The 13,121-nt window shown below is 40.7% G+C and carries 12 protein-coding genes; 3 read left to right on the top strand and 9 right to left on the bottom strand.

What is annotated here, in order from left to right:
• Positions 1-38 precede the first annotated feature (38 nt).
• From ESA94_RS12235 to ESA94_RS12245, 3 genes are read left to right on the top strand one after another with little or no spacing between them, the layout of a single operon-like run.
• Entirely contained in the window at positions 39-635 is a 597-nt protein-coding gene (locus ESA94_RS12235) for a DUF3109 family protein (RefSeq protein ID WP_129131192.1), read from the top strand.
• 9 nt (positions 636-644) lie between these two features.
• Complete coding sequence (locus ESA94_RS12240; RefSeq protein WP_129131193.1) at positions 645-2,021, top strand: LutB/LldF family L-lactate oxidation iron-sulfur protein; 1,377 nt, start codon at positions 645-647, stop codon at positions 2,019-2,021.
• A gap of 8 nt (positions 2,022-2,029) precedes the next feature.
• The gene (locus ESA94_RS12245; protein WP_129131194.1) at positions 2,030-3,319 is read left to right on the top strand and encodes a polysaccharide deacetylase family protein; all 1,290 of its coding nucleotides are present in this window, start codon (positions 2,030-2,032) and stop codon (positions 3,317-3,319) included.
• Positions 3,320-3,350: 31 nt separating this feature from the next.
• On the opposite strand, the gene rluF is transcribed toward ESA94_RS12245, so the two are convergent.
• From rluF to ESA94_RS21445, 9 genes are all read right to left on the bottom strand, one after another.
• On the bottom strand, positions 3,351-4,085 hold the full coding sequence (rluF, locus tag ESA94_RS12250) for a 23S rRNA pseudouridine(2604) synthase RluF (protein WP_129131195.1): 735 nt from the start codon (positions 4,083-4,085) through the stop codon (positions 3,351-3,353).
• 18 nt (positions 4,086-4,103) lie between these two features.
• Positions 4,104-5,111: a DMT family transporter gene (locus tag ESA94_RS12255; RefSeq protein WP_129131196.1), complete on the bottom strand. Its 1,008-nt coding sequence runs from the start codon at positions 5,109-5,111 to the stop codon at positions 4,104-4,106.
• Between the two features lie 77 nt (positions 5,112-5,188).
• Positions 5,189-6,691: a bifunctional phosphoribosylaminoimidazolecarboxamide formyltransferase/IMP cyclohydrolase gene (gene purH, locus ESA94_RS12260; RefSeq protein ID WP_129131197.1), complete on the bottom strand. Its 1,503-nt coding sequence runs from the start codon at positions 6,689-6,691 to the stop codon at positions 5,189-5,191.
• Positions 6,692-6,755: 64 nt separating this feature from the next.
• The gene (locus tag ESA94_RS12265) at positions 6,756-8,825 is read right to left on the bottom strand and encodes a ComEC/Rec2 family competence protein (RefSeq protein WP_129131198.1); all 2,070 of its coding nucleotides are present in this window, start codon (positions 8,823-8,825) and stop codon (positions 6,756-6,758) included.
• A gap of 144 nt (positions 8,826-8,969) precedes the next feature.
• On the bottom strand, positions 8,970-9,440 hold the full coding sequence (locus ESA94_RS12270; protein ID WP_129131199.1) for a DinB family protein: 471 nt from the start codon (positions 9,438-9,440) through the stop codon (positions 8,970-8,972).
• Positions 9,441-9,671: 231 nt separating this feature from the next.
• Positions 9,672-10,865 carry a carbamoyl phosphate synthase preATP-grasp domain-containing protein gene (locus ESA94_RS12275; RefSeq protein WP_129131200.1) on the bottom strand — a complete coding sequence of 398 codons (1,194 nt, stop codon included), beginning with the start codon at positions 10,863-10,865 and terminating at the stop codon, positions 9,672-9,674.
• Between the two features lie 93 nt (positions 10,866-10,958).
• Positions 10,959-12,533, bottom strand: a complete 1,575-nt coding sequence (locus tag ESA94_RS12280; protein WP_129131201.1) for a hypothetical protein — start codon at positions 12,531-12,533, stop codon at positions 10,959-10,961.
• A 73-nt stretch (positions 12,534-12,606) separates the two neighbouring features.
• Complete coding sequence (locus ESA94_RS12285) at positions 12,607-12,963, bottom strand: SxtJ family membrane protein (protein WP_129131202.1); 357 nt, start codon at positions 12,961-12,963, stop codon at positions 12,607-12,609.
• A complete protein-coding gene (locus ESA94_RS21445; RefSeq protein ID WP_164972725.1) occupies positions 12,963-13,115 on the bottom strand; it encodes a DUF5989 family protein in 153 nt (50 codons plus the stop codon). The genes ESA94_RS12285 and ESA94_RS21445 overlap by 1 nt, the downstream gene beginning before the upstream one ends.
• Positions 13,116-13,121 lie beyond the last annotated feature (6 nt).

Genomic DNA, 13,121 nt, shown 5'->3' on the forward strand with positions numbered 1-13,121 from the left:
TTCTCTTACTTTTTCTTACACGGTCGTATCTTTGCGCCATGATAGTAATTGACGAAATCTACATCAGCGATGAAGTGGTGGAGGAGCAGTTTGTATGCGACCTCAACAAATGCAAAGGTGGCTGCTGTGTAGATGGTGATGCAGGTGCACCTCTTACAAACGAGGAACTGAACGAAGTGATCAACGGGTATGAAAAGATCAAACACTTGATCACAGCAGAAGGACGTAAGATTGTGGAAACTGAAGGCTTTTATCATTACGACCAGGAGTTTGGCTGGGTAACACCCACCATCAGCAATGGTATGTGTGCTTATGGTATTGTAGATGAAAAAGGAATTGTAAAGTGTGCATTCGAACAACAATACTATGCAGGCGAATTGAAGTGGAAGAAACCCATCTCCTGTCATCTTTATCCCATCAAGATCAGCAAAAGCAAAAACACCGAGCAACAATATGTGAACTACGAACCGAGAGATCCGATGTGCAATCCCGGTTGTGTAAACGGACAGAAGTTGAAAGTGCCGGTGTATGTATTTTTGAAAGAAGCGATCATTCGCAAATACGGCGAAGATTTTTATGAAGTGCTTTCGCAAATAGCCGATCAGTATTACGCATCAAAAGAAGCAAAGAAGTAACTTTAATTCATGAGCCAGACTTCCGATAAATTTATTGCAAAGAGTACCATTAAGGCTGCCGATCTCGACCATCGTCGTACGATCAATTTCAACATTGGTAAGTACAATGCAAAAGTGCCGGAGGGAAAACAGCAGTTTACACAAATGCTTACGGCACGTGAGCGTGCAAAGAATGTAAAGTGGCGAGCATTGGAAACACTCGATCAGCAACTGGAAGAATTTGAATTGCAGTTAACACGCAGAGGTGGTAAAGTATTATGGGCTGAAAACGCTCAACAGGCTTGCGACGAAATTTTGAAGATATGCGAAGCACGAAACTGCAAAACATTGGTGAAGAGCAAAAGCATGGTGACGGAAGAAATTCATCTCAATGATTTTCTTGGTAAGCATAATATTGAAAGTGTAGAAACAGATTTGGGCGAATACATTCAGCAGTTGGATGATGAACCGCCTTATCATATTGTTACTCCCGCCATGCACAAAAGCAAAGAAGATGTTGCCAAACTCTTTGCTGAAAAGTTAGGAACCGATCCTAAAGCAACACCGGAGCAACTTACACTCACTGCAAGAAAAATTCTTCGTGAAAAATATATACAGGCCGAAGTTGGTGTAACCGGTGCAAATTTTATTTTGGCTGATGTTGGCGGCGTTGCTGTTACTGAAAACGAAGGCAATGCAAGATTGAGTTGTGCTTTTCCAAAAACACATATCGTTATTGTTGGCATTGAAAAAGTATTACCAAGCATCAACGATCTTGGTTTGTTCTGGCCTTTGCTTGCTACTTACGGAACAGGACAAAATGTAACGGTGTACAACAGCATCATCCTCGGGCCAAAACAACAAGGCGAAAAAGATGGTCCGGAAGAAATGATCGTTATTCTTCTTGATAACGGAAGAACCAATGTGTTGAAGAATCCGAAGACAAGAGAGAGCTTATACTGCATCCGTTGCGGAGCCTGTTTAAATGCTTGTCCTGTTTATAAAAATATTGGCGGACATAGTTACGGTACAACCTACAGCGGTCCTATCGGAAAAGTAATTACACCACATCTGAAAGATTTGGGTGAATACAAACATCTCAGTTATGCATCATCGTTATGCGGTAATTGTACAGAGGTTTGTCCTATTCGTATTAACCTGCATGAACTGCTATTGGAGAACAGATATGAAGCAGTGGAAGAAGGTTATGTTTCCTTTGGCGAACGCATGGCCTGGAAGGTTTGGAAAAAAGTATCAATAAGCCGTAAACTCATGAATACCGGCAGCAGTAAAGTACGGAGCTGGATGATCAATAAATTTGTAAAAGACTGGACACGCAACCGTGGCGAAATGCATTTTCCGGAAAAAAGTTTCAATCAACTTTGGCGTGAACGAAACGGGCAGTAAATTCAAACATGCTTGTTTACACAGCACATAACACATCCCGTTTTCAATACATTGTTCAACTGCTGAGTGAACGTTGGCAGCTTGTGTTTGATGTAACTGATGATGCAGAAGTTTTCAAACAAAGTAAGGATACTAAACTGCAATACTCTAGTGAGCGGATTTCTTCGGAAGGATTCTTTATTCAATCAACAGGATTATTACAACAACACGACATCCGTAAACAACGGATCACCTGTTTTGAATGGGAAGGCGTGAAAGCGTTTTATCAAGCAGATGATGATTTTGGGTTTGATCTTTTCTCCTCCGTCTTTTTTCTCATTACCCGATACGAAGAATATTTGGAATATGAACCTGATGAATACGGTCGCTATGCACACTGGAATTCATTGGCATGGAAAGAAGGATTTTTGCATCAACCTGTCATTGATATTTGGTTGACGAAGTTTGAAGAGAAACTAAAAGCGGAGTTCTCCTCATTCACCATTCCCCACTCAACATTCACTTTCCTCCCTACTTACGATATTGATATTGCCTGGAGTTATAAACACAAAGGTTTGTTGAAAACAATAGGCGCAGCATTAAAACATCCATCAACCATTGCAAAACGTTTACGTGTATTGAGTGGAAAGGAAAACGATCCGTATGATTCATATGCATGGTTGGAGCAACTGCATGAGCAATATGCACTGCAGCCAATTTACTTTTTTCTTTTGGCTAAGCGACAAAGCGAATACGATAAAAATACTTCTCCATCGAAATCTGCTTTGCAGCAACTGATCCGTACAACAGTAGCAAAGGCAACCATTGCTTTGCATCCTTCAACACAAAGCACTGTCAACACAACTTTGCTGAAGCAAGAAAAAGAATTGTTGCAATGGATCAGCAGAAAGAAAATTGCAGCTACACGAAATCATTATATCCAGTTTCATCTGCCACATTCATATCAAGCATTGATCGTAAATGGATTTACTGATGAGTATAGCATGGGTTATGGAACAGTGAATGGCTTCCGTGCATCTACATCACGTTCATTTTTGTGGTACGACCTAGAGAAAGAAGAAACAACTGCTTTGCGAGTGCATCCATTTGCATACATGGAAGCCAATTCGTTTTACGAACTGCATCAAACACCGGAGGAAGCATTAGCAGAAATGAAACAACTTTGTGCAGAAGTGCAGAAAGTAAACGGCACGTTCATTACTATTTTTCACAATCACTTTTTAGGAACAGAACCAATGTTTAAAGGTTGGAAGGAGATGTATGAAGTGTTCGTGGAAGAATTACAAGGTACGAAGTAAGAAGTTCGCAAATTACTCACCACTCACTTTCTTATTGCTCATTCCTCGAACCATCCAGCATCTTCATCATCTCCTGCATTTCAGGTTCACTTAAGTAACGCCATTTACCCATTGCAAGATTGCCCAACTTAATATGCATGATGCGGATGCGTTTTAAGCTCACCACTTCGTAACCGAATACTTCGCACATACGACGGATCTGGCGGTTCAATCCCTGTGTAAGAATAATGGAAAATGTTTTGCTGCTGATGGTACGCACTTTACAGGGAAGTGTGGTTGTGCCGAGTATATGCACACCTTTACTCATCTTCGCTGCAAAATCAGTGGTGAGTTTTTTATCAACTGTAACAATGTATTCTTTTTCGTGTTCGTTACCTGCACGAAGAATTTTATTTACAATATCACCATTGTTGGTTAAGAAGATCAATCCTTCTGAATCTTTATCCAATCGTCCTATTGGGAAAATGCGTTTGGGATGATTGATATAACGGATGATATTGCTGCGGTCTTTTTCATCTGTTGTAGAGGTAATATTCACAGGTTTATTAAAGGCCATGATGAACCAGTTATTCTTAGCTGTTGGTTTTACTTTCAGCAATTCATCATCAATAAACACTTTATCGCCTGGGTTTACTCTTGCACCGGACAACGCAACGTTTTCATTAATCGAAACCCGACCCTGCTCGATCAGTTTATCTGCTTCACGGCGTGAGCAATAACCTGTTGCACTGATGTATTTGTTGAGACTGATTTTTTCTTCGGCCATGCAGTAAAGATAACAGGATTAATTATCGGCAACATCACGCTGCTCTTCAGCCGTTTTCTTATACGCTTTGTTCACAAGATAAACACCCAGCAACGCTACCAATCCACCGATAGTAAGTGTAACCGAAATCTTTTCATCAAACAGCAATACACCAAACAACACTGCCACAACAGGATTTACATAAGCATAAATACTGGCTTGTTCTGTCGGTAGATTTTGCAATGCGTAGAGATAACAGATGAATGCGATCACCGAACCAAACAAAACAAGATAACCGATAGCGGCCCATGCCTGCCATTTAATTTCAGTAAAAGGGGTAAAATTTTTATCGGTTGCAGAAACTGCAAGCAATGCAGCACCGGCAATCACCATTTGGAAACCTAATCCGAAATAGGGATTGAAATTGGCCGCTTGTTTTTTTGTGTAGAGCGAACCGAAAGCCCATGTCCATGTGGCAACAAGTGATATAAGAATACCAAAACGAAAACCCGGATCAAAGAAGTCATGCAGGTGCTCGTAAAAGATAACGCATACACCACCAAACCCGGTCATTAAACCAAGGATAGCCATTGAAGGAATTTTTTCCTTCGAACCAAACAGGTTAATGATCACGATCCACAATGGAAAGATAGCGCCCATGATTGCACCAAGACCGGAAGAGATATATTTCAATCCCCATGTGCTTAATCCGTTGCTGAGTACAAAATTGAGTAGGGCTAAAATGAGCAGAGGTACTAATTCTTTTCCTCTCGGAAACTGTGCGCCTTTAGCAATAAAAAAGATCATGTAACACAAACCGCCGAGTAACTGTCGCATACCCGATAACTGAATAGCAGACGACATATGTTGCACACCCACTTTCGATGCGATCCATGTAGTACCCCACAACACACACACAACTGCCAATGCAAACAATGCTTTTGCCCTTGTTCCTTTTTTGCGAATGGTTAAAGGATTAAAGACAGACAGGCTTTTGATTGCATCTGTTGAAACGTCGAGTGCTTTGTTGAATTGGGGTTTGCGCATGTATGAATTGATAATTGAATAATGGAAAATTGATAATGCCCCTTTGAATTATTCATTATCAATTTTCCAGTTATCCTTTAGTGTTTAAAATGTCGCATGCCGGTGATCACCATTGCAAGATCGTTCTGCTTGCAATATTCGATCGAATCATTATCACGGATAGAACCACCAGGCTGAATAAATGCAACAATACCTGCTGCATGTCCTAACTGCACACAATCATTGAACGGGAAGAAAGCATCACTCGCCATGACTGCTCCATTGAGATCGAAGTTGAATTGTTTTGCTTTTTCAACTGACTGACGCAATGAATCGATACGGCTTGTTTGTCCGCAACCTTTGCCCACCAGTTGTTTGTTCTTCACCAATGCAATGGCATTTGATTTTAAATGTTTGCACACAAGGTTGGCAAAAGCAAGATCTTCTTTCTCGGCCGCAGTTGTTTCTCTGTCACCAGCTTCTTTCCACTCGGTGTAATTGCCTTCATCTAATCCCTGCACCAACACACCATTCAAAATAGATTTATATTGCTCTTTTACTTTTGGTTGTGCTTTCAACTGTAATAAGATGCGGTTCTTTTTCGATTTCAATACTTCCAATGCATCAGCAGCATAAGAAGGAGCGATCAATACTTCAAAGAAAATTTCGTTGATGGCATCTGCAGTTGCTTTATCAATTTCGCCATTGCAAACCAATACACCACCAAATGCACTTTCATTATCACCTGCGAGAGCAGTATCCCAACTGTCTTTCACCGTTGCACGTTGTGCTACACCACATACATTGGTATGTTTGATGATAGCAAAAGTTGTATCTGTAAATTCTTTGATGAGTTGCACCGCTGCATCCACATCAACCAGATTATTATAAGAAAGTTCTTTACCATTTAATTGGTCGAACAATTCACCAAGGTTGCCGAAGAAACGTGCAGTCTGATGAGGGTTCTCACCATAACGCATGATCTTTTCTTCTTTGTTGAAAGGCGTTTCAACAGCCGATTGGTGGAAGTAATTAGAGATGGCAGTATCGTAAGCTGTACACACATCAAATGCTTTGATGGCAAATGCACGACGTTGCTCATAACTTGTTTCACCATTTTGTTCACGCAGGATATTTTCCAATACAGCATATTCTTTTTTCGCTGCCAATACCACAACATCTTTATGATTTTTTGCACCGGCACGGATCATCGATGGTCCGCCGATATCAATTTTTTCAATGATCGCTTTTTCATCGGTAGTTGAAGCAACGGTTTCTTCAAACGGATAAAGATCAACGATCACCAGATCCATTTCAGGAATATTGTATTGCTTCATTTCAGCTAAATGCTGTTCATCATCACGCTTGCCGAGAATGCCACCGAATACCGAAGGATGCAATGTCTTTACACGACCACCCAAAATAGAAGGGTAGCTGGTTAAATTTTCAACAGGCACTACAGGCACACCAAGTTGCTCAATAAATTGCTGTGTACCGCCGGTAGAATAAATGGTTACATTTTGCTCGTGCAGGAGCTTTACCAATGAATCAAGTCCGTCTTTGTAAAAAACTGAGATGAGTGCCGATTGAATTTTCTTCATAACAAGGAGAGAATTTTTTGCCACAGAGGTGGCGTTCTGTTTTAGAAGCCGCAAAGGTAAGCCTCTACAGGTTCATCACAAAAGCGCCCTGCTCACTTGTGCAGAAAAAGTTAATGCCCAGCTTTTGGCAGTCGGCTTTCCAGTATTTCAGCTTCCATTGCGGGTTTGAACTGTCGAACACCAATAACTTACAGTTGATCGTTTTTTGCAATTGATTGAGATAAAGTTTTGGATTTTGGGAGATGATGACCACATCGGCATTGATGTTTGTTGTTGAATCGTAACGGTAAGAGCGGTTGATGTGCACGATGGTTTTGCCATTGAGTTGCCATGAACGGATGCCGGGAATAACCGTATTGGGCTGATGATAGGTGCGGTGTGCAATGCGGGAAGGTTTAAGATGGAAGTTGCGTAGAAAACCATCCTGCAGTAAAACAGAATCACCAGCGAAATAATATTGATTGCCCAACATAAAATCGATTGCTGTGTGTTGCGATAAATTATAAACGACCAGCTTTTGTTGTTGTATAGTTTGGTAACGATAGAACGATTGCACAGCAAAAAAGCAAACGATACTGCCAAGCAACCAACGCAATGCTGGTTTATTTTTTTCGATAAGCCAGATACCTGCAGTTGCGATGATAGCATAAAGCAAGATGGTTTGAATGGGTGAATGTTGAATACCATCAATAACGGCAAAGCGAAAATGATCGGCCCATAAAATAAATTGATTCATGAGCCAGAGTAGTTTTGTGATAAGCCAACCGGTTGCGTTTGCAAGTATTGTTATGGGAGAGATGATCATTAAGAAGATCAAGGCAAACAAAACCAAACTTGAAAGTGGTACTGCAATAAGATTGGTGATAAGAAACAGCGTTGGTGCCTGGTGAAAATGATACATGCACAACGGCAATGTGAGTATTTGTGCTGATAGCGTTAGAGCATTCAACTTCCAAAGCCAATCGAGTGATTTGTTTTGAATGGCAATCCAATGATAGATCGGTTTCATGAAGAGGACAATGCTTAATACCGCAGCGTAGGATAATTGAAAACCTACATCCCACAACAGAAACGGATTGAAGAACAATAATGCAACAGCCGATGCCGCCATGCTGTTGTAAATATTTCCTTTTCGGTCGATCACTTCGGCACCAACAATTACCGTAAACATGATCACAGCTCTTAATACAGATGCACTGGCACCTGTTAACAAACTGAACAACCAAAGCAATGCAATGACAAGAATAGCTCTTATAATTTTCATTCGCTTGTTACGGTTAAACCGTTTGAACAGGAACATGAGTAAACCGTAGATCAACCCGAGATGCATACCACTTACTGCAATGATGTGAACCACGCCGGTGTTACTGTATGCCTGCACCAGGTCTCTGTCAAGATCATCACGATAACCGATGAGTAATGCTTCGGCGATGCTTTGTTCCATATCGCCTTTTACATGCTTGCGTATGGTTTGCAGAATATAACTACGCAGTTGAAACATTGTTTTGTAGAAGAAGGATGTTTGTTGCTGCGGTAGTTTTTTGTACTCGCTTGATTTTACAAAGAACTGATGGGTGATACCGTTGAATAAGGCGTAGCGCTTGTAATCGAAGCCACCGGGATTGCCTGCATTTTTTATTTCCTGCAAGTTGCTGCTTACAAGAATGATGTCGCCGTATTGCAAAACAGGGGCAATGCTATCCTTGCGGAAATAGATCATTGCTTTGCCCGTTACTTTTCTTGCTTTTTGATTGCGATAAACAACAGTTATTTCGCTGAGTGCTTTGTATGTTTTTTCCCGTTCGCTTAAGGGTTCCAGTAAACGAAGTTGCACCACATCGCCATCTTTGTAATAATGCCCGGCCCAGTTCGATTGATGTGGTGTTTGTTTTAACCAACTGAGTGCAATGCCAAACGCAATGAAAATTATGTTGAACGCAACTCCATTGATCCAACTGTTGTAATACTTGCTTCGTTCACCACTGAATTGTAAATAGAGATAGACAGGAAGTGCAACGATAGCTGCTATTACAGCAACCTGCCAATGCAATGAAAAATACCAACCGCATAAAATGCCGGCAATAAGTGGAAGTAAAACCCTGAGATAGGGAATGTTTTTCCAGATGGGGATCATGGGTTGCTGTTTCTATCAAAATAGAAACAAGAGCTTCGATGTAACAGGGGGATTTAACCCTTTTTAGTTGGAAAGAGTTGCTCACGGAGCACACTGATTTGCACAGAAAGAATCTGTGTTTCTCTGTGTAATCTGTGAGCCATCTTATTCGCCCAACAGATTTTTAAGAAATGCAATTTGCCCGAGATGGTAAATATTATGCTGTATCAATCCGTTGAGCAGGAAACGAAAATTGTATTCACGGTAATCAACCATTTCACTCAGGAAGGCATCATCCTTTGTTTGCAGTTCCGCAACGAGTTGTTTGTGTATTTGTTCAAACTCGTTCAAGCCTTTTTCCCAAGTATGTTGTTTAGGATCAATGATGCGCCAATCCATTTGTTCTGCTTCTTTGAGATCGTAGTCCTTTTTGTTTTGCACCCGATTTAAACAGAACTCAGCCCATGTGATCATGTGGTATAATATTTCAATGGCTGCATGTGAGTTTTTGGGGTTGATGTACACAACAGCCGGATGAATTTTCCGCAGCATCGGCATAACGGCTTCGCCATACCAGGGCTGACCGCTTAATACCCGTTCGAGATTGGTGATGATGGATTGTACTTCTTTGTTCATCTTTCTAAGTTAAGAAGAATAGTCGCTACCTGCAATGCAGTACAAGAGTGCGACGCAACAGTTAATGCTATGAAATGCAAGAGCTGGTATCAAAAAAATAACATGCCGGAAAGACGGGGAGGCGAAAAGAAAAACTTACCGGCTTCCCGCCTTTCCGGCAAATAAATGGTCTGACGGCCTAAGGGCCGTACCGACCAAAAAAAACTCCGCAACAAGTGCGGAGTTCGAAATTTATTTACTGAGATACATACTTCTGTCTTTATACAACTGACGGAAGTAAGGATCACGGAGATTTTTAATAAAGCGGATGGCTTCACCGGTACTCTTCATTTCTGGCCCGAGCTCTTTGTTTACATTCGGGAATTTGCTGAAGCTGAACACAGGTTCTTTAATAGCATAACCGGTAAGCTTTTTCTCGAATGTGAAATCGGTGAGTTTGTTTACACCCATCATTACTTTGGTAGCAACGTTGAGGTAAGGGATCTGGTATGCTTTTGCAATGAACGGTGTGGTACGGCTTGCACGTGGGTTGGCTTCGATCACAAACACTTTACCATCTTTAATGGCAAACTGGATGTTGATGAGACCTTGTATTTTCAATGCTTTCGCAATCTTCTTTGCATACTCTTCCATGGTTGCAACGATCATGGGCGTGAGGTTGAACTCAGGCAACACCGCATGACTATCGCCACTGTGAATACCGGCCGGTTCAATATGTTCCATTACACCCATTACGTGGAAATTTTCACCATCGTAGATAGCATCAATTTCAGCTTCCTGGCAGCGATCGAGGAAGTGATCAATGAGGATCTTATTACCGGGCAGGTGTTTGATGAGACTCAATACTGCACTTTCCAATTCTGTTTCGTTGATAACAATTCGCATCCTTTGACCCCCCAATACATAGCTGGGGCGAACAAGCACCGGATAACCTACTTCTTTTGCCACTTCAATAGCATCATCGGTAGTATAAGCCGTACCATATTTTGGATAAGGAATCTCGAGTTCTTTCAACAGATCGCTGAAACGGCCACGGTCTTCGGCAATATCCATACTGTCGAACGAAGAACCGATGATGCGGATTCCTTTTTCGTGCAGACGTTTTGCCAGTTTAAGGGCTGTTTGTCCACCCAACTGAACGATAACACCATAAGGTTGTTCCAGTTCAATAATTTCCCAGAGATGTTCCCAGTTAACCGGCTCGAAATACAGCTTATCGGCCATATCGAAGTCGGTACTTACGGTTTCGGGGTTACAGTTCACCATGATCGCCTCGTAGCCACATTCTTTGATGGCGAGCAGACCATGTACGCAGCAGTAATCAAATTCAATACCCTGACCGATTCGGTTGGGACCACTACCGAGAACAATAATTTTTTTACGTTGAGATGGAATGGATTCGTTGTGAAGGATCGTATTTGCCATTGCGGTGCAAAGGTAGGGGTGTGGCAAAAATTTTCAGGGATTTTTTCGGGCAAAATTTGACGAAAAAACTAACAGGCATGAGCGGGATGCCTGTTAATGATATGTCTTGACCTGGTAGAGGCTTATTCCTTGCTTAACAGCGACAGGATCAGATTCAATAAATGCTGCGAGGCGTGGAAAAAGGTAAGAAGTAGAGGGTGTGAGCAGAATATAATCCGGACGATGTTGATAAATAGTATTCAAGCGATCCTGTTGTGAAGCTTTGTTTGAAAAGAAAAGGGTTACCTGCTCTTTGCGTTGATCAGCATCGTTCACCCAGTAAACAGGATAAACTGCAGCTACAACCTTGCCTCCAAGTGCAGGAATAAAGAGACCCGTTTGCAGATCTGTTAAAACGATAGATGATCTTTTTTCCAAAATCGGCTCAAGAAAGGACAATGCATCCGCTTTTGCAGAATGACCTGCTTGCTGAAAAGAAGTTGAGTCGGAAGCTATTTGTCTTCTCTCATTATTAAGAGACCGGAATATATTTTTTGTTTGAAAAAGATATGGCAGCGTGAGAATGAAAATTAATGTAAACCAAATTGCTTTGGCTTTTCTGATAAGCAATAAATTTTTTACAAGCAACAAATGAATTACAATAACAGCAAATGCAAGCATTCGTCCTAAGCCGTATGATTTTGTATAAAACCCAACAGCGTAAATCAATAACAATAATAACAGGCTGACATATAAAGGCCATTCTTTTTTCCAGTTCAGCGATTGTGTGAATAAAACGAGAACAGGCAATAAAAAAACGGGAAATATTTTCCAGGCTATATGTTGGTAAAGTACCAGGCTGTCGGAATGAAATTGATTTCCACTTTCTGCATAGGTAATAAGTGAGAAGAAGGGATAATATGGCCAGAATCCTGCAAGAGTAAGTGCAAGTGCTCCGGCTCCAACGAGATAGGTTGTTTTTTTAAAAATGAACTGTTGATTGAATTTTTGTTGCTGTAAAATGCTCAGATAAACACAAAGGATAAGTGAGCCAGTGAAAAGAACAGTTAAAGGATGTGTGAGACCAATGATAAAAAGCAAACAACTCAGGACAACAGTTAAGGCAAGCTCTTTTCTGACCGATGAAGAAACTATCAGTAACTGTTTTGAAACAGCTGCAGCGTATACCGAACAAATAAATGCAAATGTTGATGGGTACGATAGCGTAAGTGTAAAAGAACTGAAATGAAAGAATGAGCTGTAAAGAGGAGCTTGTGATCCCCAGAAAAAAAGAGTTAAAATAAGAAGCAATAAAAAAGCCTTTGCATGATCTTTCTTTTCAGAAATAAACATGGTTGCCAATAAGTAAACTGCTGAGAAAAACAACAACAGGTTAGCGATCATGGCTAAGTTGAGTAACGTAGAAACCTGGATGCCGGTTAGTGAAATAATTGCACCGAGAAAAACAGAATAGGGCGAAAAAAAAGCATGTGGTACATCAACATTTAAAATTGGATGCCCAGGTTGTTGAAGATGTAATGATAATTCTTTTATTACAGCGTTATGTTCCCAGTAATCGCCTGTCCATTGCGACCGTTCAATGAAGAATAATTGCAACAGGAATAATAACCCACAAACAATGATCGAAGCGATTGCCCATGGATTAAAATGTTGTTTGATTCTTTTCATTGGTATGATTGATTTTTCAATCAACAAGCGGCAATTTAGTTTGTAAAAATTTGTGAGATTTTAATAAAAGTATCTACCAAGGGTTTTGTAAATCAGAAGCTTGATATCGTTTGTTTCTAATTTGAAAGTAAGAATTAATACTGTGGTTGTTGGGAAGGTTTTTCTTGCCAAAAAGCTTGCGCAGAAAAGCGATAGGTGTGAGAATGACAAAGAATATTAAAAATAATAGAATGCGGCTGTTGATATAACCCAATACTTTGGCCAGCATCAACCAGGCCCAATGAATTATTTCACCAAACGGAGAAATTGCAAAACCAAGAACTGAAATTGCAACGGGCGCAAGTAGCCAGTAATTCTTAAAAACCAAAAATAGTATTGCAAAGCCGGTGGCTATTACTAGCAGTGAAGTATGTTTTTGTTTCCACCTCATTAAAAAAGTGAATAGATAAAAGGTGCAGCAGCAGAACTGCCACCGAAAATAAGCAAGGCTCCCAGTAATAACATAACAATGATGATTGGTGCTAACCACCATTTTTTACGCTCTTTTAAAAAGGCCCACATGTCTCTTAAGAATTCAAACATAGTTGT

This window comes from Lacibacter luteus, from assembly GCF_004118265.1.
Classification (GTDB): domain Bacteria; phylum Bacteroidota; class Bacteroidia; order Chitinophagales; family Chitinophagaceae; genus Lacibacter; species Lacibacter luteus.